Origin of the sequence: Mesorhizobium sp. INR15 (assembly GCF_015500075.1) — a bacterium.
Lineage (GTDB): Bacteria > Pseudomonadota > Alphaproteobacteria > Rhizobiales > Rhizobiaceae > Mesorhizobium.
Genome location: NZ_CP045496.1, coordinates 1,159,227 through 1,180,318, shown reverse-complemented (window position 1 = coordinate 1,180,318; position 21,092 = coordinate 1,159,227). Strand labels below are relative to the sequence as shown.

The window sequence follows — 21,092 nt, the reverse complement described above, 5'->3', positions numbered from 1 at the left end:
GATGCCCGATATGCTGATGAAGCGCGGCACGCAGCGCCCCGCTTCGACCGGTTGGCGTCGAAGACCGCTTCCATGATCCGCAAACGAAAAAGGCGGCCGAAGCCGCCTTTCCAAATGCATATGCCTTGAAAACTTATTCGGCCGTGGCTGTTTCCGCTGCCTTGGCGGCGGCCTCATCGGCTGCTGCCTTGGCGGCTTCATCGGCGGCCTTCTTCTCGGCGGCTTCCTGCGCTGCCTTCTCGGCGGCCAGTGCCTGCACGGCGGCGACCTTCTCGGCCTCGAGGCGGGCCTTCTCGGCGTTCAGCGCATCACGCTCTTCGTCGTTCAGCTTGCGGGCGCGCACGCCGGTGTTTTCCGAAATACGGGCCGACTTGCCGCGACGATCGCGCAGGTAGTAGAGCTTGGCGCGACGCACCTTGCCGCGGCGCACGATCTCGACGCCTTCGATCATCGGCGAGAAGACCGGGAATACGCGCTCGACGCCTTCGCCGTAGGAAATCTTGCGAACGGTGAAATTCTCCTGGAAGCCGGCGCCGGCGCGGGCGATGACAACGCCTTCATAGGCCTGGACGCGAGTGCGGGTGCCTTCGGTCACGCGGACCTGGACGCGCACGGTATCGCCGGGCTGGAATTCGGGAAGCTTGCGCTTGGCTTCGATCTTGGCGGCCTGTTCGGCCTCGAGCTGACGGAGAATATCCATCTCAGAAATCCACTTCTTGTTCTTCCGACAGTCAGAGCGTCCGACACTCGCCTTGCAGTACCATTGACCGCTCGGCTATGCCCTCTGTCGTGAGACATCGGGCAGGGGCGACTACACCGCCATTGTTGACGGGTCCGGCAGATTTTTCTTCCGGTTCGGCGCGCACATACAGCTATTTCGGAGCTTTGTCACGCCTTGGCCGTGTCTTTTTTGGCTCGTCTGGCGCAATCGCATCTTCGGCGCGGGGGTTGCGTCCGCTCTTCAAGCTTCCTAATCCGTAAGAAGCAAGCATTTCTCACCGGCGGCGCCACTCTCATGTCTGTTTTCGACGCGGTCCTGCTGTTCCTGGCGGGTTTTCTGTCCGGCGCCGCCAATGCAGTCGCCGGCGGCGGCACATTTATCACATTCGGCGCCATGACCCTGGTCGGCGTGCCGCCGATCGTCGCCAACGCCACCTCCTCGGTGACGCAGTTTCCCGGCTACATCACCTCGACGCTCGCCTACTGGGCCGACATCAAGCATTTCTGGCGTGGTGCGCTGCTGCTCTGCCTGATCTCGGCTGCCGGCGCACTGGCTGGCGCGCTTATCCTGCTGGCGCTCGACAACCCATCGTTCCGCGTCCTGGTGCCGTGGCTGCTGCTGGCCGCGACGGCGCTGTTCGCCGCCGGACCATGGCTGAAGCCGGCGCCCAGGCCCGGTCAGGAGGCTGCCGTCGGATCGCTGGCCGGATCGCTGGCGCAGTTCGTCACCGCCATCTATGGCGGCTTCTTCGGCGCCGGCATGGGCGTCATGATGCTGGCGACGCTCGGCCTGACGCAATCAGGCGGCTACCACCGGCTGAACGCGCTGAAGAACATGCTGGCCATGGTCATCGCAGCGGTCGCGATCATCATCTTTGTCTGGGGCGGCGTCGTCGCCTGGCCTCAGGCGATCGTCATGATCCCTGGCGGCGCGCTCGGTGGTTATACCGGTGTCTGGATCGCCAAGCGCGTGCCGCAGAATGTGGTGCGCGGCTTCGTCATCGCGGTCGGCCTGTTCCTCGCCTTCTACTATTTCAGCAAGGGCTGAGCGGCGAGCAGGTCAGGCCGCCGCTCCCTAGTCAGCCTCTCGGACTCCGCCCGCCGCCACGCGGCGATCTTCTTGTGATTGCCCGAGACAAGCACTTCGGGAATCTCACGTCCTTCGAACTCCTGCGGCCGCGTGTAATGCGGATGTTCGAGCAGGCCGTTCTCGAAGCTCTCTTCATCGCCCGAGACCGCATTGCCCATGACGCCGGGCAACAGGCGCACAATCGCGTCGAGCAGCGCCAGCGCCGCCGGTTCGCCGCCGGAGAGGATAAAATCGCCGACGGAAACCTCTTCCAGTCCACGCGCTTCGATCAGCCGCTGGTCGATGCCTTCGAAGCGCCCGCAGAGGATGACCGCGCCGGGGCCGGCCGCCAGTTCGCGCACGCGCGCCTGCGCCAGTGGCTTGCCGCGCGGGCTCATCAGCAGGCGTGGCCGCGCGTCACTTTCAGGTGAGGCGTGGTCAATCGCCCTGGCCAGCACGTCGGCGCGCATCACCATGCCGGCGCCGCCACCAGCCGGCGTATCATCGACGGTGCGATGGCGATCGGTGGCGAAATCGCGGATCTGGACGGCGTCCAGCGACCATGTGCCGGCTTCAAGCGCCCGCCCGGCGAGCGACAGGCCAAGCGCACCCGGAAACATCTCGGGATAGAGCGTCAGCACCGAGGCCTTGAACGTCACCGGTTGCCCCCGGCGTCGCTTGGTCCTCGCGGCCTGCCTTTCGGGTCGAAGTCCTCGTCGCGGGGCGCATCGCCATCCTCGTCCTCGATCAGACCAGCCGCTGCCGGATCGATGCGGACAAAACCTTCGGCGATAGACACCTCAGGGACGGCGGCCTGCGTGAATGGGATCAGCACGCCTTTACGGCCGCCCAGCGTGACATCGAGAATATCGCCGCCACCGAAATTGTGCACGGCAACGACCTTGCCAACCACACCGCCAGTGTCGTCCCGAACTTCGAGCCCGACGAGATCGGCATGATAGAATTCATCCTCCTCGCCATCGTCCGGCAGCATCGAGCGGTCGACGAACAATTCCGTACCGGCCAGCGCCTCGGCGGCGTTGCGGTCGCTGACACCCTTGAAGCGGACCACGACGACAGTGTTGGCGGGCCGGATGTCGATGATCTGGAAGGCGCGGCCGTCCTTGGCATAGAGCGGGCCATAATCAGCCAGCGCCAGCGGCTCGCCGGTGAAGGTTTTGACACGCAATTCGCCCTTGATGCCGTGGGCGGCGCCAATCACGGCCATCTGGACGGGGTTCTGGGGCTTGGTCATCGGCATGCATCCTTTGCCTTGCTCTAGCTCTACCTCGGCGTCATTTCAATGATCGCCCGATTGTCATTTCCCTGATTGTCATTTCGATGACGGCTCTTCACCGCTTCCTAACCCGGCTGCCGGAAAATGGCGCTCGAATTGGAAGCGCGCCATGCAGGAATTCCTGATCCCGGCAAAACCCGACCTTCAGGCGGCACGCGAAAGCTGGCTGAAGATGCTGGCGCGCGAGCGCCGGCTGTCGCCCGCGACCGTCGAGGCCTATGAGCGCGACTCGAGGCAGTTTCTGCATTTCCTGACCGGCCATTGCGGTGGCGCCCCCGGCATTTCCGACATCGCCAATCTGCGCCCAGCCGATCTGCGGGGTTTCCTCGCCGCCCGCCGCGCCGAAGGTGCCGGCGCCCGCACGCTCGGGCGCGGGCTGGCCGGCATCCGCTCGCTGCTGCGCTTTCTCGAGCGGCGCGGTCTCGCCAACGCCGCCGGTGCCGCCGCCCTGCGCGCACCGCGCCAACCCAAGTCGCTGCCCAAGCCGCTCACCGCAATTGACGCGAAGCACGTCGTCTCGATCGAAGGCCAGTTGGCGGAGGAACCGTGGATCGCCGCCCGCAATGCCGCCGTCCTGACACTGCTCTACGGCTCCGGCCTGCGCATTTCCGAAGCGCTTGGCCTTGCCGGCGCCGATCTGTCATCGCCCGGTGACACGGTGCTGCGGGTCACCGGCAAGGGCGGCAAGACGCGGCTGGTGCCGGTGCTGCCGGTGGCCTTGCGCGCAATCGCCGAATACCGCCGGCTTTGCCCCTATCATCTCGACCCGAAGGGCTTGCTGTTTCGCGGCGCGCGCGGCGGGCCGCTCAACCCGGCCATCATCCAGCGCGACATGGCGAAGCTGCGTTCGGCGCTCAACCTGCCTGACACCGCGACGCCGCACGCCTTGCGCCATTCCTTCGCCACGCACCTGCTGGGGCGTGGCGGCGACCTGCGCACCATCCAGGAGCTGCTTGGCCATGCCAGTCTCTCAACCACCCAGATCTACACCGGCGTCGACACCACCAGGCTGCTCGAAATCTACGAGTCCGCGCATCCCCGCGCATGAACACGTACCCTTTCGGGACAATTTCACGGGGCGGATTAACCGTTTTGCCGCTTTTTGATCCTAGACCTGACCATGATCCCGAAAACTGGGTCCCGGTTTTCGGACAAGATCACGGTCGAGCAAGAAGATAGAGCCATGAAACGCGTCATTGCCATCGCCGACCGCGCAGCGTCAGCATCGCTGAAGCTGCTTGTTGCGGTCAATGTGCTGTTTTTCCTGTCTTTCCTCATCGTGCTCTTGTTCACGGCCGGCAAGGCGCATGCCGTAATCCCGACCTGCACCGGTGCCGACATGATGTCGGCCTTGCAGAAGAGCGATCCCGCCACCTACCGCAAGATCGAGACCGAAGCCGCCGCCACACTGAACGGCAAGGGCCTGCTGTGGAAGCTGGAAAAGCCTGGTGAAAACCCATCGTTCCTGTTCGGCACCATGCACATGACCGACGCCCGCGTCACGTCGCTGCCGCCTGCCGCGCAAACCGCCTATGACGCCGCCGGCACCATCATCATCGAGACCACCGATGTGCTCGACAAGCAGAAGATGATGACGGCGATGCTCAAAGAGCCGGACCTGATGATGTTCACCGACTCCACGACACTGTCGTCCTTGCTGTCGCCGGACGATGCGGCCGCCATGAATTCCGCCCTCGATGCGCGCGGGATTCCGCCACTGACGGTCGCCAAGATGAAGCCCTGGTTGTTGTCGGCGATGCTGGCGCTGCCGGCCTGCGAACTCGCCCGCCAGTCCGGCGGAGCGCCGGTGCTCGACGTCAAGCTGGCCGAAGGCGCCAAGGCCTCGGGCAAGACGGTGGAAGGCCTGGAAACAGCCGAAAGCCAGTTGCGCGCCATGGCCTCCCTGCCGCTCGCTTTTCATATGAAGGGGCTGGTCGACACGGTGAAGCTTGGCGACAAGGTCAACGACGTCAACGAGACCATGATCGTGCTTTACCAGCGCGGCGAGACCGGCATGTTCTGGCCGCTGTTTCGCACCGTGCTTCCTGGCGCCGACGATGACAAGGCCGGCTATGCCGCGTTCGAGGAAACGATGATCACCAGCCGCAACAAGGTGATGGTCGACCATGCCATGCCGATCCTGGCCAAGGGCAACGCCTTCATGGCGGTCGGCGCCCTGCACCTCCCCGGTCCCGAAGGCCTGGTCGAGGATTTCCGCAAGGCTGGCTATACGGTCACGCCTGTCGGGCTTTAGGACATAGCGTCCCGCCTTGGATCAGGCTTTCAGGATCTGAGCCAACACTGCCGGAACGATGATCCGGTGAAACGGCTTGACCATCGCCAGATAGGCCTGCCCAAGCAGATTGTGCGTCTTGACGATCGTCGACGCGGCCACTTCCTGGCGGCCCATGCCAAGGTCCCTGACCTCGACCAGCAAACGGAAATCAAGGTGCCGGTCGTCCAGGCCGAGGACGACCTTGCCGGGAGACTGACTGATGAGCGGAAAAATCCCGATCCTGCCATTCGGCGCGGATGCCGGCTCCTGACCGGTCTTCAGCCCCAACGGCCTGACGGCGAGGTTGCGAAGCTGGGTTAGCCAGTCGACCCATCGCGGCGTTCGCCCCAGGGAGCGTTCGGCCGCCCCGATCGCGGTAAGAGAAAGACCGTCGGTGACCAGCACGAAACGGTCGGCGAACTGGGCGCCGGCAAGAGCGCTATCGGGATCAGGGAAAGTCTGTGCGGCGGGTATCATCACGGCAAATCCTCTAAACAGATCATAGCAAGGGCAAATCCACCGCGCTGCGTGGCGAAACGCCGCCATCAAAGTCAAATTGCCCTGTTTTTGGCGCCTTGCCGGTGCTAAATGAAACCTGTTCAACGATTGCGCGTTGAAGTCTGTTGCTTGATACTTTTCATCCACGGAGGACACTTTTATGGCGAACGCACCTAATCAAAACGACTCGAGGCCGAGTGGCGGTGGCAGCACGTGGCTGATCGCACTCGTCGTCGTTATTCTTGCGGTTGTCGCGTATTATGTTTTTGGGAGAAGTGGTGAGCACCCTGCACCAGCCGAGCCACCGGCGGCGGCCACGCCCGCTCCGGCGCCTGCACCTGCGGCCGAACCTATGAAGCCTGCCGAACCGGCCAAGCCAGCCGCGCCGGCTCCTGCCGCGCCAGCACCTGCCCCGGCTCCCGCGGAGCCAATGAAGCCAGCAGCGCCCGCTCCGGCGGCACCTGCTCCGGCTCCGGCTCCTGCCGCCCCGGCCAACTGATCAGGCCAACGGCATCAAATACAAACGGCCCGCTGAAAAGCGGGCCGTTTTGCTTTCTGAGCAGACCTGAAAGGCCTTTCCAGAAACTCGCTCCGGTGAGATGGGCTGGTGTGGTTTTCGAGAACTGGAGCGCAGCGGACATTGGGTCCGTGAGCACCGGAAGCGGAGAAAACCTCGCCAGATGGCCGCCGGAGTAGCGTTTATGAAAGGCCTTAGATGTGGATCGGCTTGAAGAAGGTGGCCAACGCCGCCTCCTTCACCGCTTCCGACATGGTCGGGTGCGCATGGCAGGTGCGGGCGAGATCCTCGGACGAGCCACCGAACTCCATCAGCACCGCCGCCTCGTGGATCATCTCGCCGGCACCGTAGCCGACGATATGGACGCCGAGCACGCGGTCGCTGGCCTTGTCGGCAAGGATCTTGACGAAGCCATCGGTGTGCAGCATAGCGCGCGCCCGGCCATTGGCGGTGAAGGGAAACTTTCCGGCCCTGTAGTCGATGCCGGCCTTCTTCAGCTCTTCCTCGGTCTTGCCGACCGAGGCGATTTCCGGACTGGTGTAGACGACGCTTGGAATGACGTCGTAATTCACGTGACCCGCTTGCCCGGCAATGGTCTCGGCCACCGCCACGCCCTCGTCCTCGGCCTTGTGCGCGAGCATCGGTCCGGCGATGACGTCGCCGATGGCGTAGATGCCTGGCACATTGGTCCTGAGATGCCCGTCGGTCTTGACCCGGCCGCGCTCATCGACATCGACGCCGGCCTCCTTCAGCCCGAGACTGTCGGCAAAGGCGCGGCGTCCGGTGGCGATCAGCACCGCGTCGGCCTCGATCGTCTCGGCGGTGCCGCCCTTGACCGGCTCGAAAGTGACGGTCGCACCCTTCTTCACCTTGGCGACGCCGGTCACCTTGGCGCCGAGCTTGAACTCGAAACCCTGCTTCGACAGCAGCCGCTGGAACTGCTTGGAGACCTCGCCGTCCATGCCGCCCAGAATGGTGTCGAGAAACTCGACAACGGTGACCTTGGCGCCGAGACGCGCCCAGACCGAGCCAAGCTCCAGACCGATGACGCCGCCGCCGACCACGACCAGATGGCCAGGCACCTTTTCCAGCGACAGGGCGCCGGTCGAGGACACGATCACCTTCTCGTCGATATCGACCTTGACGCCGGGAATGCCGGCGACATCCGAGCCGGTGGCGATGACGATGTTCTTGGTCTCGATTTCCTCGACCTTGCCGTCCTCGCCGGTCACCGAGACCTTGCCCGCCGCAACCACCTTGCCGGTACCGCGAAACGCGTCGATCTTGTTCTTCTTGAACAGGAAGGCGACGCCATTGACGTTCGACGTCACGGTCGCGTCCTTGTGCGCCATCATCTTCTTCAGGTTGAGCTTCGGCGTCACCTCGACACCGAGCGTGTCGAAGGAATGGTTGGCCTCGGCGAACATCTCGGAGGCATGCAGCAGTGCCTTCGACGGGATGCAGCCGATGTTGAGGCAGGTGCCGCCGAAGGTGGCGTTCTTCTCGATCACCGCCGTCTTCAAGCCAAGCTGTGCTGCCTTGATGGCGCAGACATAGCCGCCCGGCCCCGATCCGATGATAACCACGTCATAAGCCATGATGCTTTTCCTTTGCCTGGCGCTCAGCGCCCGCCACTCACATTCAAGATAGCGCCCGTCGTGTAGGACGCCGCGTCGGATAGAAGATAGAGAACCGCGCCCGCGACTTCATCAGCCGTGCCGGCTCTTTTCATCGGCAGCGCATCCTGGAACCGCGCCACCCGGTCCGGCTGTCCGCCGGAAGCGTGGATTTCCGTATCGATGATGCCCGGCCGCACCGCATTGACGCGGATGCCTTCCAGCGCCACCTCGCGGGCAAGGCCGATGGTGAACGTGTCGATGGCGCCCTTGGACGCGGCATAGTCGACATATTCGCCCGGCGAGCCGAGCATCGCCGCCGCCGAGGAGATGTTGACGATCGCGCCACCCGGCCCGCCATGGCGGGTCGACATGCGCTTCACCGCCTCGCGGGCGCAGAGGATGGAGCCGACGACATTGATGCGCATCATGCGTTCCAGCCGCGCCACATCCATCTCGTCGACACGCGCCTTGATGTCGACAATGCCGGCATTGTTGACGAAGGCGTCGAGCCGGCCATAAGCGCGGTCCACCGCCTCGAACATGGCGACGATATCGGCCTCGCTGCCGACATCGCCCTTGACCGCAAAAGCCTCACCGCCGGCGGCCTTTATCTCCGCGGCAAGCGCGTTTGCCGCATCCTGGTTCGACGCATAGTTGATCGCCACGCGATAGCCGGCCCTGGCGGCGAGCCGGCAGATGGCGGCGCCAATGCCGCGCCCGCCGCCGGTGACCAGCAGCACCTTTTGCGTCGCGCTCATTCCTGGCATCCCTTCATGGCAAACACATCCGACGGCACTTTCGAGAAGCCGCTGCCGCCATAGGCCGGGGATTGCCGCAGCACCGGCCCGAGATCGGACAGGATCAACGTCTTCGGCGCCTCGATGCCTTCCGCCGGCAGCAGCCCGATCATGCCCTTGTCATCGCCGCTGTAGATGACGCCGGTCCACAGCGTGCAGGCGGCGAGCTCGGCGCCGGTGACATCGCCTTCGGGGCATTTGTACATCAGCGAACCGTTAGGCCTCGCCACCCCTTCGTTCCACATGACAATGCCGTTCAGCACGACATTGTTGTCGAGGATCAGCCTAAACGTGTTGGTGACGGTGGCCGACGTACCGGTCGGCGTGAAATCGATCTCGGCGCCGCTCGTCTCGGGGCCGCCTTGCGCATCACCATAGACGGCGAGCTCGATGGGGCAGGCGGCGTGGGCGGAGGAACTCGCTGCGGTGAAGTTCAGTGACCCGGCCATAAATCCGATCATGGGCGAGGTGACGTTTGCCATCAGTTCGCCTGGTTGCTCTTGCGGCCGTCGGCATTTTCCAGCACTTCGAAGTCGGTCATCAGGAGAAGTGGTTCGCCGGCCGCGTCCAATCCGCAAAAGGACCGATACGCGCCGTCACCGAAGCCAGTGTCGAACATGGCGACATTAAGCGGGTTCCCATCAATCGGACTATCGACGCAGAATCTGTCGATCGAGCACGCGACGTCAGCGAGATAGTCGTCGAGTTCCTCCGGATCGGACATCATCGTCAGGATCGACTTGTCCATGAACGACGCAACCGCGTCATCGACGATAAATTCGGACCCATAGGCCGACGGGCGATCGCGAGCGAAGCTGGCCAATTCCCAGCGCACTGGCAAGCCGGGGCCGAAACACAACACCGCCGCTGCAATGCGGCCCTGCGCCTCCAGTAGCGCGACCTGATAGCGACCCGGTCTGACCTTGCGGCTAAACGCCGGCCGTCCTAGCCCGGTGATCAAAGGGTCGCAGGCGACGATTTCGCTCGTCGGCAGCTCAAGCTCTCCGATAATAGTGACGACAATCTTCCGTTCAGCCATCTCGGCATCGCTGAGAGCGAAGACCCCGAGATTAGTGTTCTCCAGCTGCGGATCTAAAGCAGTCGATTTCGTCTGCGAAGGGATAGGTGTCGAGCCGGCTGGTCGAAAAATCCGCAGCATGCGACCGATCCGTTCTACCCAGCCGCCCATCGCGGGTCAGCTCCGATCACAGATCGAGAACCAGCCGCTCCGGATCCTCCAGGCTTTCCTTGACGCGTACGAGGAAGGTCACCGCTTCCTTGCCGTCGACGATGCGGTGATCGTAGCTCAGCGCCAGATACATCATCGGACGGATGACGATCTGGCCGCCGACCACAACCGGCCGGTCCTGGATCTTGTGCATGCCCAGGATGCCTGACTGCGGCGCGTTGAGGATCGGCGTCGACATCAGCGAGCCATAGACGCCGCCATTGGAGATGGTGAAGGTGCCGCCCTGCATATCGGCGACCGACAGCTTGCCGTCGCGAGCGGCGATGCCCAGCCGGCCGATATCCTTCTCGATCTCGGCGATCGACATCTGGTCAGCGTTGCGCACCACCGGCACGACGAGGCCCTTTTCGGTGCCGACGGCAACGCCGATATGGGCGTAGTTCTTGAAGACGATGTCGGTGCCGTCGATCTCGGCATTGACCGAGGGGATTTCCTTCAAGGCATGGGTGACGGCCTTGGTGAAGAAGCCCATGAAGCCGAGCTTCACGCCGTGCTTCTTCTCGAACACGTCCTTGTATTTGGTCCTCAGCGCCATCACCGCTGACATGTCGACCTCGTTGAAGGTGGTCAGCATGGCGGCGGTCGACTGCGCTTCCTTGAGGCGGCGCGCGATGGTCTGGCGCAGCTTGGTCATGCGCACGCGCTCTTCACGCGATGCATCGTCGCCCTGCGAAGGCGCACGCACCGCGATCGGTGCCGGTGCCGCCTTCGGTATCTCGGCCGGCTGCGACGGCGCCCCCTTGGAAATCGCGTCGAGCACATCGCCCTTCAGCACCTGGCCGCGCTTGCCCGAGCCTGAGAGCTGGTCAACCGCCAGATTGTTCTCGGCGATCAGCTTCGCCGCCGCCGGTGCCGGTGGCATCGAGCGTGGCTCGACAGCACCGCTGTCGCCGGCGATCTTGGCGGTCTCGGCCGCGGCCTGCTTGGTGGTGTGCGCCGCTTCGGGGCTCGAGGCCTGCGACACCGCTTGCGGCTTTGTCGCCGGGGCGGCAGCTGCGCCGCCCGCCCCGATCATGCCCAGCAGCGCGCCGACGCCGACCGTCTCGCCTTCCTTGACCGTGATCTCCGAAAGCGTTCCAGCAGCGGCAGCCGGCACTTCCACCGTCACCTTGTCGGTTTCAAGCTCGACCAGGGGCTCGTCGGCGGCAATGGCATCGCCAACCTTCTTGAACCATTTGCCGATGGTCGCCTCGGTGACGGATTCGCCGAGAGTGGGAACGCGGATTTCGGTAGCCATTGTGCCTGTCCGTTTCTTGTCAGTTCTGTTCTTTATTCGCCGGGATCTACCTATTCACCGAGCGCGTCTTCGAGCAAGGCGGCGAGCTGGGCGAGATGCTTCGACATCAACCCGGTCGCCGGCGATGCCGCTGCCGGCCGGCCGGTGTAGCGTACCCGCTGATGCTTGGCGTCGATATGCGCCAGCACCCATTCCAGATACGGGTCGATGAACGACCAGGCGCCCATGTTCTTGGGCTCCTCCTGGCACCAGACCATCTCCGCATTGCGGAAGCGCGACAGTTCGGTGATCAGCGCCTTGGCCGGGAACGGATAGAGCTGTTCGACGCGCAGCAGGTAGATGTCGTTGATGCCGCGCTTCTCGCGCTCTTCGTAGAGGTCGTAATAGACCTTGCCCGAACACAGCACGACGCGGCGGATCTTCGAATCCTTGACCAGCTTGATCGCCTGGCCGGAAAGCAGCTGCGCATCGTCCCACAGCAAGCGGTGGAAGGCGCTTTCGCCCGAAATTTCCGGCAGCGTCGACACCGCCCGCTTGTGGCGCAGCAGCGACTTCGGCGTCATCAGGATCAGCGGCTTGCGGAAATCCCGCTTCAGCTGCCGGCGCAGGATGTGGAAGTAGTTGGCCGGCGTCGTGCAGTTCGCGACTTGCATATTGTCTTCGGCGCAAAGCTGCAGGAAGCGCTCGAGGCGGGCCGAGGAATGTTCCGGACCCTGGCCCTCATAGCCATGCGGCAGCAGGCAGACGAGGCCCGACATTCTGAGCCACTTGCGTTCGCCAGACGAGATGAACTGGTCGAACACCACCTGAGCGCCGTTGGCGAAGTCGCCGAACTGCGCTTCCCACAAGGTCAGCGCCTTCGGCTCGGCCAGGCTGTAGCCATATTCGAAGCCGAGCACCGCCTCTTCCGAGAGCATCGAGTTGATGACCTCGTAGCCGGCCTGTGCCGCCGACAGGTTGTTGAGCGGGATATAGCGGGTTTCGTCACGCTGGTCGTAAAGCACGGAATGGCGCTGCGAGAAGGTGCCGCGCTCGGAATCCTGGCCGGACAGCCGGATCGGATTGCCGTCGAGCAGGATCGCGCCGAAGGCCAGCGCCTCCGCCGTCGACCAGTCGATGCCTTCGCCCGAATCGATCGCCTGGCGGCGGTTTTCGAGGAAGCGGATGATCGTCTTGTGCGCCTCGAAATCCTTCGGCACCTCGGTCAGCTTCTTGCCGATTTCCTTCAGCGTCTTGACCGGCACGGCGGTCTTGCCGCGCCGCTGTTCGTCCTGGTTGTCGGCGGTGCGCAGGCCCGACCACGCGCCGTCCAGCCAGTCGGCCTTGTTGGGCTTGTAGTGCTGGCCGACTTCCCATTCGGATTCGAGATGCGCGCGCCATTCAGCCTTGAGCTTGTCGAACTCGTCCTGGCTCAGGTGACCTTCGGCGATCAGCCGGTCGGCATAGATCTGCACCGTCGTCTTGTGGGTGCGGATGTTGCGATACATGATCGGCTGGGTGAAGGCAGGCTCGTCGCCCTCATTGTGGCCGAAGCGGCGGTAGCAGAACATGTCCACCACCACCGGCTTGTGGAACTTCATGCGGAATTCGATCGCCACCTTGGTGGCGTGGACCACGGCTTCCGGGTCATCGCCATTGACGTGGAAGATCGGCGCTTCGATCATCTTGGCGACGTCGGACGGATAAGGCGACGAGCGCGAGAAGCGCGGATTGGTGGTGAAGCCGATCTGGTTGTTGATGATGAAATGCAGCGTGCCGGCAACGCGGTGGCCGCGCAGGCCCGACAGGCCGAGGATTTCGGCGATGACGCCCTGGCCGGCGAAAGCTGCGTCGCCGTGCAGCAGCAGCGGCAGCACCTTGGCGCGCTCTTCCAGCGGCACGATTTCCTCACGGCTGCGGCCGAACAAATAATCCTGCTTGGCGCGCGCCTTGCCCATCACCACCGGATCGACGATTTCCAGATGCGAAGGGTTGGCGGTCAGCGACAGGTGCACCTTGTTGCCGTCGAACTCGCGGTCCGACGAGGCGCCGAGATGGTACTTGACGTCGCCCGAACCCTCGACCTCGTCAGGAGCGGCCGAGCCGCCCTTGAACTCGTGGAAGATGGCGCGGTGCGGCTTGGCCATCACCTGGGAAAGCACATTGAGGCGGCCGCGATGCGCCATGCCGAGCACGATTTCCTTCATGCCGAGCTGGCCGCCGCGCTTGATGATCTGCTCCAGCGCCGGGATCAGCGCTTCGCCGCCGTCGAGGCCGAAGCGCTTGGTGCCCTTGTACTTGACGTCGATGAACTGTTCGAAACCTTCGGCCTCGACCAGCTTCTGCAGGATCGCCTTCTTGCCGGTGGCGGTGAAGGAAATCTCCTTGTCGGCGCCTTCGATGCGCGCCTGGATCCAGGCCTTTTCCTCAGGATCGGAAATATGCATGAACTCGACACCGAGTGTCGAGCAATAGGTGCGGGTCAGGATTTCCAGCATCTGCCGGATGGTGCCGAATTCGAGCCCGAGCACATTGTCGAGGAAGATCGGACGGTCGAAATCGGCTGCCGTGAAGCCGTAATTCTCAGGCGACAGCTCGTTGTAGTCCTCGAGCGTGTTGATGCCGAGCGGGTCGAGATTGGCGTGCAGGTGGCCGCGCATGCGGAAGGCGCGGATCATCATGATGGCGCGCACGGAATCCCGCGTCGCCTGGTGCACGTCGGCATCGGAAAGAACGACGCCGTTGGTGACGGCCTTGTCCTTGACCTTCTTTTCCAGGTGCTTCTCGACGATGCCCCAGTTGCCGTCGAGCGCCGACACCAGTTCGCCATTGGCCTGCAGCGGCCACGAGGGCTTGGCCCACGAGGCGCCCTTGGCGTTCTTGCGGACATCGCCGGCATCGTCCTTCAGCCCGGCGAACACGTCCTGCCATTCGGGATCGACCGAGGAAGGATCGTCCTCATACGCCGCGTAGAGCGCGTCGATGTAATCGGCGTTGCCGCCGTAGAGGAACGAGGTGAGCGAAAACTGGTCGTTGGCCTGATCTTGTCGTGCCATTTTTTTCAGCGGAGCGCCTGCTCCGTCTCCTTAGTTGGAGGGGAGTAGGGGAACAAGGCAGTAGGGGAGTAGGGCGTTTTTTGCCGCCGACTTTTCCCTACTGCCCTACTCCCTTACTGCCCTATTCCCTTAACCCTTGATTGCCTCGACCAGCGTCGTGCCCAGCCGTGCCGGCGATGGCGAAACTTTTATGCCGGCCGATTCCATCGCCGCGATCTTGTCTTCCGCGCCGCCTTTGCCGCCGGAGATGACCGCGCCCGCGTGGCCCATGGTGCGGCCTGCAGGCGCCGTGCGCCCGGCGATGAAGCCGGCCATTGGCTTGCGGCGGCCCCGCTTGGCTTCGTCCTTGAGGAACTGCGCGGCATCTTCCTCGGCCGAACCGCCAATCTCGCCGATCATGATGATCGACTTGGTCTCGTCATCGGCCAGGAACATTTCCAGCATGTCGATGAACTCGGTGCCCTTGACTGGATCGCCACCGATACCGACGGCGGTGGTCTGGCCGAGGCCGACATTGGTGGTCTGGAACACTGCCTCATAGGTAAGCGTTCCCGAGCGCGAAACAACACCTACCGAGCCCTTGCGGAAGATGCTGCCGGGCATGATGCCGATCTTGCATTCGTTGGGCGTCAGCACGCCCGGGCAGTTTGGGCCAATCAGCCGCGAGGTCGAGCGGTCGAGCCGCGCCTTGACCTTGATCATGTCCATCACCGGGATGCCCTCCGTGATGCAGATGATCAGCGGGATCTCGGCTTCGATGGCTTCGAGAATGGCTTCGGCGGCACCCGCCGGAGGCACATAGACGACAGACGCGTTGGCACCGGTTCTTTCCTTGCCCTCGGCCACGGTGGCGAAGATCGGCAGGCTCTCGCCTTTCGAGCCGGTCCAGGTCTCGCCGCCCTTCTTCGGGTGGATGCCGCCCACCATCTTGGTGCCGTGATAGGCCAGCGCCTGTTCGGTGTGGAACGTGCCGGTCTTGCCGGTCAGGCCCTGCACCAGCACCTTGGTGTTCTTGTCGACGAGAATGGACATCGGAGCCCTTTTCTAAAAACCGTTGATGGAGGAAGGCGAGACGCGCCGGTAGACGCCGCTCACCATGTCTTGCCAGGCATCGCTGCCGACGGGCTGGAACTCCACCCGCATGCGATAACTGTCGTTGGTATCGAAGATATGACTGACGCGGGCCGCACCGCGCGGCGATGACCGCAGCAGCACCAGCTCGTTGCCGTTCCAGGCGCCGGTCGCTGGCGACACTGGCACGAAGCCCATGGAATCGAACTGGTGCATCGTGTAAGTGCCGTTCGGCTGATCGAAGCCGAAGACATTGTGCGAGCCGAATGAAATCGTGCCGTCGCGGCGCTGGCGATAGCGCTGCACCACGAACAACCCGCCGAACTCCGCCCCAGCCAGCACTTCCGAAGTCGCTGAACCGCCATCGGCCCATTGTGTATCCGCCACCTCTTCCTCGCCATGCCACGCGCCGACCAGCGCCTGCAGGCGCTGGTGATCGGAAGAGAGCGATGAGAAGGAGGCCGCGTTCATGGTCAGAGCCGCTTCAGATCGGAGACGGTGAGATCGCTCTTGGCGTTGCCGGTGTTCAGCGTCGTTGACGGCTCGAACATCAGCACCACGGGCTCGGCGGTCAGCGAGCGCGGCCGGTGTTCCGTGCCTTTCGGCACGACGATGAAGTCGCCCTCGCCAAGTTCCACAGGACCATCGCGGAAATCGATGGCGATGCGCCCGCGCAGCACGAGGAAAGCTTCGTCCTCATTGTCATGCGCGTGCCAGTCGAAAGTCTCGCCGAACTTGGCGACCTTCGCCTGGCTGTCATTGATGTCGCCGGCGATATGCGGATCGAAGACCTTGGTGATCTTCGCGTCCGCCGCCTCGACCAGGTTTATCTTGCGCGGAGGCATCCGCTCAGCCCTTCACCGCCGCTACGATCTTCTTGGCCGCATCGTCAAGGTCATCGGCCGAAACAACGTTCAGGCCGCTGTCGTTGATGATCTTCTTGCCGAGTTCGGCGTTGGTGCCTTCCAGGCGCACCACCAGCGGCACTTTCAGCCCGACTTCCTTGACCGCGGCAATGACGCCCTCGGCGATGATGTCGCACTTCATGATGCCGCCGAAGATATTGATCAGGATGCCCTTGACCGCCGGATCCTTGGTGATGATCTTGAACGCCGCCGTCACCTTCTCCTTGGAAGCGCCGCCGCCGACATCGAGGAAGTTGGCAGGCTCGGCGCCATAGAGCTTGATGATGTCCATCGTCGCCATGGCAAGGCCTGCGCCATTGACCATGCAGCCGATATTGCCGTCGAGCGCGACATAGGCGAGGTCGTATTTCGACGCCTCGATTTCCTTCTCGTCCTCTTCGGTCGTGTCGCGCAGTTCCAGCATGTCTGGGTGGCGGAACAGCGCGTTGTTGTCGAACGACACTTTCGCGTCGAGCACGCGCAGCCGGCCGTCCTTCATGACGATCAGCGGGTTGACCTCGAGCAGGCTCATGTCCTTCTCGACAAAGGCCTTGTAGAGGATCGGGAACAGCGTATCGCCGTCCTTGGCCGCATCGCCATCAAGCTTCAACGCGCCGTTGAGCGCCTTCAGGTCGGCTGGCGTCACGCCCTTTTCCGGGTCGATGGCGACGGTGATGATCTTTTCCGGCGTATCGTGCGCGACCGCCTCGATATCCATGCCGCCTTCGGTCGAGACGACGAAGGCGACGCGGCCGACCGTGCGGTCGACCAGGATCGACAGATAAAGCTCGCGCTCGATGTCGGCGCCGTCCTCGATGTAGAGACGGTTGACCTGCTTGCCGGCCGGGCCGGTCTGCTTGGTCACCAGCGTGTGGCCGAGCATCTCGTTGGTATTGGCAACCACTTCAGCCACCGACTTCGCCAGCCGCACGCCGCCCTTGGCGTCTGGCCCGAGTTCCTTGAACTTGCCCTTGCCGCGGCCGCCGGCATGAATCTGGCTCTTCACCACATAAAGCGGGCCGGGCAGCGCCTTGGCAGCGGCTTCCGCCTCGCTTGCCTTGAACACCGGCACGCCTTCGGCCACCGGCGCGCCAAAACTCTTCAGCAGCGCCTTGCCTTGATATTCATGGATGTTCATCTGGGATTATCTCCGGATTACTTCGAGGCGAGCTGCGGTGCGATCTTGACGCAGGCCTCGGTCAGGCCCTGCACCGTCGCCACCGAACTGTCGAACATCTTCTGCTCGCTCTTGTTGAGGTCGATCTCGATGATGCGCTCAACGCCGCCGGCGCCAAGCACAACCGGCACGCCGACATAGGTGTTCTTGACGCCATACTGGCCGGAGAGATAGGCCGCGCAGGGCAGCACGCGCTTCTTGTCCTTGAGGTAGGCTTCGGCCATCTGGATCGCCGAGGCGGCCGGCGCGTAATAGGCCGAGCCGGTCTTGAGCAGGCCGACGATCTCGGCGCCGCCGTCGCGGGTGCGCTGCACGATCTGGTCGAGCCTTTCCTTCGAAGTCCAGCCCATCTTGATGAGATCCGGCAGCGGAATGCCTGACACCGTCGAGTAGCGGATCATCGGCACCATGGAATCGCCGTGGCCGCCAAGCACGAAGGCGGTGACGTCCTCGACCGAGACCTTGAATTCCTCGGCCAGGAAGTAGCGGAAGCGCGAGGAGTCCAGCACGCCGGCCATGCCAACGACATGGCTCTTGGGCAGGCCGGAGAACTTCTGCAGCGCCCAGACCATGGCATCGAGCGGGTTAGTGATGCAGATGACGAAAGCCTTCGGCGCGTATTTCTTCAGGCCGGCGCCGACCTGTTCCATCACCTTCAGGTTGATGCCGAGCAGATCGTCGCGGCTCATGCCCGGCTTGCGCGGCACGCCGGCGGTGACGATGCAGACATCGGCGCCTTCGATGCCGGCATAGTCATTGACGCCGGTAAGCCTGGAGTCGAACCCATCGACCGGCGACGACTGCGCGATATCAAGCCCCTTGCCCTGCGGGGTACCCTCGGCGATATCGAACAACACCACGTCGCCGAGGTCCTTGAGGCCGATCATGTGGGCGAGCGTGCCGCCGATCATGCCCGAGCCGATAAGCGCTATCTTGTTGCGTGCCATGTCAGGATGGTTTCCCTTTGTCTGTGATGGCGCCCCAAATCCCCAGCGATTTGGATGACGGCATCGAAGAAGAGGCCGGAATGCCGCGGACAAACCGCGAATTTTCGATGCACCCAATAGCTCCGGTGCGGAAAATATTCAAACGATTATTTTGGAGCGAGTGTTTTCAATCGGTTAGATAATTCGGTATTTACGTAAACGTCAAAGTTTGTAGGCCGACTTGGGAGATTTTACACAATGCCGATCGAAATCAGAAGGCTCAACCCCGGTGATGACGCCCTTGTGATGCGGGTTGCCGACGATGTCTTCGACGAGCCGGTGAGGCCGGATCGCCTTGCCACCTATCTCGCGCAATCGGGCCATTTCATGATCGTGGCCCTGGCGGACGGCGTGGTCGTCGGCCAATGCGCCGCCGTCATCCATCGCCATCCGGACAAGGCAAGCGAACTCTACATCGATGAAGTCGGCGTATCGCCCGCTTTCCAGAGGCAAGGCATCGCCCGAAAAATGCTCGACGCCATGTTCGCGCTCGGCCGCGAACACGGCTGCGAGGAGGCATGGGTCGGCACAGAACCGGACAATGTTGCAGCGCGGGCACTTTATGAGTCGCGCAAGGAGCCTGGCGCGCCAGCCGAGCCCTTCATTATGTATGTGTACGAGCTGTAGCGATTGGCTGATGCACCTTCACATTCGTCATCCTAGGGCGGAGCAGGAGCGAAGCGACGTCGCGGAGACCCTAGGATGACGAATGTATGGTAGCTAAGCCTGCGCCAGCTTTACTTCCGCCGTCCGCGCCTTCTGGCGCTCCGCCCAGTCCTCCAGCCAATCGCGGCTCTGCATCTCGATCAGCCGCGATGCCGTGCGCTCGAACTCGAACACCTCTACGCCGCGCTTGGCGGCGTAAAGCAGTGGAGGCTGGGCTTCGGCGCTCACCACCAGCCGTATGTGATGGTCGTAGAGCGTGTCGATCAGCAGGATGAACCGCTTTGCCTCGTTGCGCCGGCCTTCGCCGAGCACGGGCACATGATCGATGAAGACGGTCGAGAAATGCCCGGCAATCGCCAGGTAATCGCGGGCGCCGAGCGGCTTTTCGCAGAGATCGGCGAAGGAAAAGCGCGCCGCTTCTCCCGCCGCGCGCGGCACGATCACCTGCCGTCCCTTGACGGTCAGCGACATTTCCTGGCTTGGCGCACCATGCGTCATCGCCTGCCAGGCCTCGTCAAGCGCCTTGTCGGCGGCGGCATCTGCCGGCGTGACATAGACCGGCGTGCGGGCGAGCTTCTCCAGCCGGTAGTCCTTGTCGGCGTCAAGCGCCAGCACCTGCGCATGCCGTTCCAGAATGGCGATGAACGGCAGGAAGAGCTGGCGGTTCAGCCCGTCACGATAGAGATTTTCCGGCGCCACGTTCGACGTGGCGACCAGCACAACGCCGCTGGCAAACAGCGCCGAGAACAGCCGCGACAGAATCATCGCGTCGGCGATGTCGGTGACCGAGAACTCGTCGAAGCACAGAACCCAGGCCTGTTCGGCCAGCGCCCTGGCCACGGGCGGGATCGGATCATCCTCCTTGACCGTGCCATCCTTGCGCGCCTGCCGGTGCTTCTGGATGCGGTCCTGCACATCGGCCATGAAATCGTTGAAATGCACGCGGCGCTTGCGCCGCACGGGAACCAGCTCGAAGAACATGTCCATCAGCATGGTCTTGCCGCGGCCGACGCCGCCATGGATGTAGAGGCCCCTGACGGCCTCGTGCGTTTCGCGCTTGCGGGCGAACAGCCAGCCCAGCGCACTCGATTTGTGCGCCAGCCGCTTTGCCGAAATCTCCTCGGTCAGCTTGTCAAGCGCCGCGGCGATCCGCTCTTGTGCCGGGTCGCGCTCGATCGCGCCGGTCGCGGCCAGATGGTCGTAGCGCTGCCTGACGGTCGCATGGGTCTGAAGGCCGTCACGCAGATGCATCGGTCACGTCGTTGTTCAGAGCAGGGCGCTTCAGGGTGGTTGAGCACCGGAAGCGCGGAAAACCGCCGTAGGCCGGCATCACCTGAATACCAGCCTACCCTAGCTTATCTTGTAAGCGAGATGGGCATGCCGTTGGAGGTCTGGCCGTCGAATTTCGACCCGCCCGAGGAATAGAGCCGTGCCAGCGTGCCGCCATTCTCGTCGTAGAGCGTCAGCTGCTTGCCGGCGACATTCCACGACTTGATGCCGTCGATCGGCGCCGGGCAGTGCAACGGACCGGCGCGGAAGCCGGCGCCGAATTTGGTTTGCGGCGTCGCCACCTTGCAGCTCTGGCCTGAAACGCTCGCATTCCAGACGCCGGCGACACTGGCCGCCGTCAGATCCGACGCACCTGCTGGCGCGGTGCCATCCGGCGGCAAGGACGCGACCTGCGTATTCGCCGGCGCGGTCGGGAATTTCGACGGGTCCGTCGTGCCCGGCGAAGCCGGCGGCGGCAGCTGGTTGCCGGTCACCTGGCCGGCCGGAGCCGGCTGCAGCGGCGCGGGCTGCTGGTCATCCATCGATGAGAACCGCGAGGTCGTGCAACCACTCGCGACAAGTGCGGCCAGCGATACGGCCACCAGGCCGCTTTTCGAAAAATTCATTCCAACCTCCGTCGGATCCGGCTGGGGGGATGCCGTCCGCGCAATCTCACCCTCACCAAGATGGAGAAGGTGGCGAAAT

21 protein-coding genes are annotated in these 21,092 nt (G+C 63.4%); 4 read left to right on the top strand and 17 right to left on the bottom strand.

Annotated elements, in window-relative coordinates:
* Nucleotides 1-133: 133 nt before the first annotated feature.
* Nucleotides 134-700 (bottom strand): 50S ribosomal protein L19, encoded by a 567-nt coding sequence (gene rplS, locus GA829_RS05610; protein ID WP_195177562.1) that lies wholly within the window; start codon nucleotides 698-700, stop codon nucleotides 134-136.
* A gap of 315 nt (nucleotides 701-1,015) precedes the next feature.
* Here rplS and GA829_RS05605 point away from each other — a divergent pair, with 315 nt between their 5' ends.
* The gene (locus tag GA829_RS05605) at nucleotides 1,016-1,768 is read left to right on the top strand and encodes a sulfite exporter TauE/SafE family protein (RefSeq protein ID WP_195177561.1); all 753 of its coding nucleotides are present in this window, start codon (nucleotides 1,016-1,018) and stop codon (nucleotides 1,766-1,768) included.
* Here GA829_RS05605 and trmD read toward each other — a convergent pair.
* A complete protein-coding gene (trmD, locus tag GA829_RS05600; RefSeq protein WP_195177560.1) occupies nucleotides 1,750-2,448 on the bottom strand; it encodes a tRNA (guanosine(37)-N1)-methyltransferase TrmD in 699 nt (232 codons plus the stop codon). The two genes, GA829_RS05605 and trmD, sit on opposite strands and share 19 nt — an antisense overlap.
* On the bottom strand, nucleotides 2,445-3,044 hold the full coding sequence (gene rimM / locus GA829_RS05595; protein ID WP_195177559.1) for a ribosome maturation factor RimM: 600 nt from the start codon (nucleotides 3,042-3,044) through the stop codon (nucleotides 2,445-2,447). The genes trmD and rimM overlap by 4 nt, the downstream gene beginning before the upstream one ends.
* Before the next feature lie 151 nt (nucleotides 3,045-3,195).
* Here rimM and GA829_RS05590 point away from each other — a divergent pair, with 151 nt between their 5' ends.
* A complete protein-coding gene (locus tag GA829_RS05590) occupies nucleotides 3,196-4,134 on the top strand; it encodes a tyrosine recombinase XerC (protein WP_195177558.1) in 939 nt (312 codons plus the stop codon).
* Between the two features lie 135 nt (nucleotides 4,135-4,269).
* Nucleotides 4,270-5,340, top strand: coding sequence for a TraB/GumN family protein (locus GA829_RS05585; RefSeq protein WP_195177557.1), 1,071 nt, complete (start codon nucleotides 4,270-4,272; stop codon nucleotides 5,338-5,340).
* Between the two features lie 21 nt (nucleotides 5,341-5,361).
* Here the strand turns inward: GA829_RS05585 and GA829_RS05580 are convergent, their stop codons facing one another.
* From GA829_RS05580 to mdh, 12 genes are all read right to left on the bottom strand, one after another.
* A complete protein-coding gene (locus tag GA829_RS05580; protein ID WP_195179530.1) occupies nucleotides 5,362-5,838 on the bottom strand; it encodes a DUF2867 domain-containing protein in 477 nt (158 codons plus the stop codon).
* A 732-nt stretch (nucleotides 5,839-6,570) separates the two neighbouring features.
* Entirely contained in the window at nucleotides 6,571-7,974 is a 1,404-nt protein-coding gene (gene lpdA, locus GA829_RS05575; protein WP_195177556.1) for a dihydrolipoyl dehydrogenase, read from the bottom strand.
* A gap of 23 nt (nucleotides 7,975-7,997) precedes the next feature.
* Nucleotides 7,998-8,753, bottom strand: coding sequence for an SDR family oxidoreductase (locus tag GA829_RS05570; RefSeq protein ID WP_195177555.1), 756 nt, complete (start codon nucleotides 8,751-8,753; stop codon nucleotides 7,998-8,000).
* Entirely contained in the window at nucleotides 8,750-9,274 is a 525-nt protein-coding gene (locus tag GA829_RS05565; RefSeq protein WP_195177554.1) for a hypothetical protein, read from the bottom strand. Before GA829_RS05565 ends, GA829_RS05570 begins: the two co-directional genes overlap by 4 nt.
* The gene (locus GA829_RS05560) at nucleotides 9,274-9,981 is read right to left on the bottom strand and encodes a DUF4241 domain-containing protein (protein ID WP_195177553.1); all 708 of its coding nucleotides are present in this window, start codon (nucleotides 9,979-9,981) and stop codon (nucleotides 9,274-9,276) included. The genes GA829_RS05565 and GA829_RS05560 overlap by 1 nt, the downstream gene beginning before the upstream one ends.
* Before the next feature lie 16 nt (nucleotides 9,982-9,997).
* Nucleotides 9,998-11,278, bottom strand: coding sequence for a 2-oxoglutarate dehydrogenase complex dihydrolipoyllysine-residue succinyltransferase (odhB, locus tag GA829_RS05555; protein WP_195177552.1), 1,281 nt, complete (start codon nucleotides 11,276-11,278; stop codon nucleotides 9,998-10,000).
* Between the two features lie 50 nt (nucleotides 11,279-11,328).
* Nucleotides 11,329-14,313, bottom strand: a complete 2,985-nt coding sequence (locus tag GA829_RS05550; protein ID WP_195177551.1) for a 2-oxoglutarate dehydrogenase E1 component — start codon at nucleotides 14,311-14,313, stop codon at nucleotides 11,329-11,331.
* Between the two features lie 129 nt (nucleotides 14,314-14,442).
* Nucleotides 14,443-15,345, bottom strand: coding sequence for a succinate--CoA ligase subunit alpha (gene sucD, locus GA829_RS05545; protein ID WP_195177550.1), 903 nt, complete (start codon nucleotides 15,343-15,345; stop codon nucleotides 14,443-14,445).
* A gap of 12 nt (nucleotides 15,346-15,357) precedes the next feature.
* Complete coding sequence (locus GA829_RS05540) at nucleotides 15,358-15,855, bottom strand: DUF1579 family protein (protein WP_195177549.1); 498 nt, start codon at nucleotides 15,853-15,855, stop codon at nucleotides 15,358-15,360.
* A gap of 2 nt (nucleotides 15,856-15,857) precedes the next feature.
* Nucleotides 15,858-16,229: a cupin domain-containing protein gene (locus tag GA829_RS05535; RefSeq protein WP_195177548.1), complete on the bottom strand. Its 372-nt coding sequence runs from the start codon at nucleotides 16,227-16,229 to the stop codon at nucleotides 15,858-15,860.
* Between the two features lie 4 nt (nucleotides 16,230-16,233).
* Nucleotides 16,234-17,427, bottom strand: a complete 1,194-nt coding sequence (sucC, locus tag GA829_RS05530) for an ADP-forming succinate--CoA ligase subunit beta (RefSeq protein ID WP_195177547.1) — start codon at nucleotides 17,425-17,427, stop codon at nucleotides 16,234-16,236.
* A 17-nt stretch (nucleotides 17,428-17,444) separates the two neighbouring features.
* On the bottom strand, nucleotides 17,445-18,413 hold the full coding sequence (mdh, locus tag GA829_RS05525) for a malate dehydrogenase (protein WP_195177546.1): 969 nt from the start codon (nucleotides 18,411-18,413) through the stop codon (nucleotides 17,445-17,447).
* Nucleotides 18,414-18,650: 237 nt separating this feature from the next.
* Here mdh and GA829_RS05520 point away from each other — a divergent pair, with 237 nt between their 5' ends.
* Complete coding sequence (locus tag GA829_RS05520; RefSeq protein ID WP_195177545.1) at nucleotides 18,651-19,079, top strand: GNAT family N-acetyltransferase; 429 nt, start codon at nucleotides 18,651-18,653, stop codon at nucleotides 19,077-19,079.
* 93 nt (nucleotides 19,080-19,172) lie between these two features.
* On the opposite strand, the gene zapE is transcribed toward GA829_RS05520, so the two are convergent.
* Nucleotides 19,173-20,369: a cell division protein ZapE gene (gene zapE / locus GA829_RS05515; RefSeq protein ID WP_195177544.1), complete on the bottom strand. Its 1,197-nt coding sequence runs from the start codon at nucleotides 20,367-20,369 to the stop codon at nucleotides 19,173-19,175.
* Between the two features lie 104 nt (nucleotides 20,370-20,473).
* Complete coding sequence (locus tag GA829_RS05510) at nucleotides 20,474-21,013, bottom strand: protease inhibitor Inh/omp19 family protein (RefSeq protein ID WP_195177543.1); 540 nt, start codon at nucleotides 21,011-21,013, stop codon at nucleotides 20,474-20,476.
* Nucleotides 21,014-21,092 lie beyond the last annotated feature (79 nt).

Coding starts and splice junctions, on each gene's coding strand:
- sucC (WP_195177547.1), bottom strand. CDS start 17,427: ATGAACATCCATGAATATCAAGGCAAGGCGCTGCTGAAGAGTTTTGGC.
- rimM (WP_195177559.1), bottom strand. CDS start 3,044: ATGACCAAGCCCCAGAACCCCGTCCAGATGGCCGTGATTGGCGCCGCC.
- GA829_RS05580 (WP_195179530.1), bottom strand. CDS start 5,838: ATGATACCCGCCGCACAGACTTTCCCTGATCCCGATAGCGCTCTTGCC.
- sucD (WP_195177550.1), bottom strand. CDS start 15,345: ATGTCCATTCTCGTCGACAAGAACACCAAGGTGCTGGTGCAGGGCCTG.
- GA829_RS05560 (WP_195177553.1), bottom strand. CDS start 9,981: ATGGGCGGCTGGGTAGAACGGATCGGTCGCATGCTGCGGATTTTTCGA.
- GA829_RS05570 (WP_195177555.1), bottom strand. CDS start 8,753: ATGAGCGCGACGCAAAAGGTGCTGCTGGTCACCGGCGGCGGGCGCGGC.
- mdh (WP_195177546.1), bottom strand. CDS start 18,413: ATGGCACGCAACAAGATAGCGCTTATCGGCTCGGGCATGATCGGCGGC.
- GA829_RS05565 (WP_195177554.1), bottom strand. CDS start 9,274: ATGGCAAACGTCACCTCGCCCATGATCGGATTTATGGCCGGGTCACTG.
- GA829_RS05605 (WP_195177561.1), top strand. CDS start 1,016: ATGTCTGTTTTCGACGCGGTCCTGCTGTTCCTGGCGGGTTTTCTGTCC.
- GA829_RS05535 (WP_195177548.1), bottom strand. CDS start 16,229: ATGCCTCCGCGCAAGATAAACCTGGTCGAGGCGGCGGACGCGAAGATC.
- rplS (WP_195177562.1), bottom strand. CDS start 700: ATGGATATTCTCCGTCAGCTCGAGGCCGAACAGGCCGCCAAGATCGAA.
- GA829_RS05590 (WP_195177558.1), top strand. CDS start 3,196: ATGCAGGAATTCCTGATCCCGGCAAAACCCGACCTTCAGGCGGCACGC.
- lpdA (WP_195177556.1), bottom strand. CDS start 7,974: ATGGCTTATGACGTGGTTATCATCGGATCGGGGCCGGGCGGCTATGTC.
- GA829_RS05550 (WP_195177551.1), bottom strand. CDS start 14,313: ATGGCACGACAAGATCAGGCCAACGACCAGTTTTCGCTCACCTCGTTC.
- GA829_RS05520 (WP_195177545.1), top strand. CDS start 18,651: ATGCCGATCGAAATCAGAAGGCTCAACCCCGGTGATGACGCCCTTGTG.
- GA829_RS05540 (WP_195177549.1), bottom strand. CDS start 15,855: ATGAACGCGGCCTCCTTCTCATCGCTCTCTTCCGATCACCAGCGCCTG.
- zapE (WP_195177544.1), bottom strand. CDS start 20,369: ATGCATCTGCGTGACGGCCTTCAGACCCATGCGACCGTCAGGCAGCGC.
- odhB (WP_195177552.1), bottom strand. CDS start 11,278: ATGGCTACCGAAATCCGCGTTCCCACTCTCGGCGAATCCGTCACCGAG.
- GA829_RS05510 (WP_195177543.1), bottom strand. CDS start 21,013: ATGAATTTTTCGAAAAGCGGCCTGGTGGCCGTATCGCTGGCCGCACTT.
- GA829_RS05585 (WP_195177557.1), top strand. CDS start 4,270: ATGAAACGCGTCATTGCCATCGCCGACCGCGCAGCGTCAGCATCGCTG.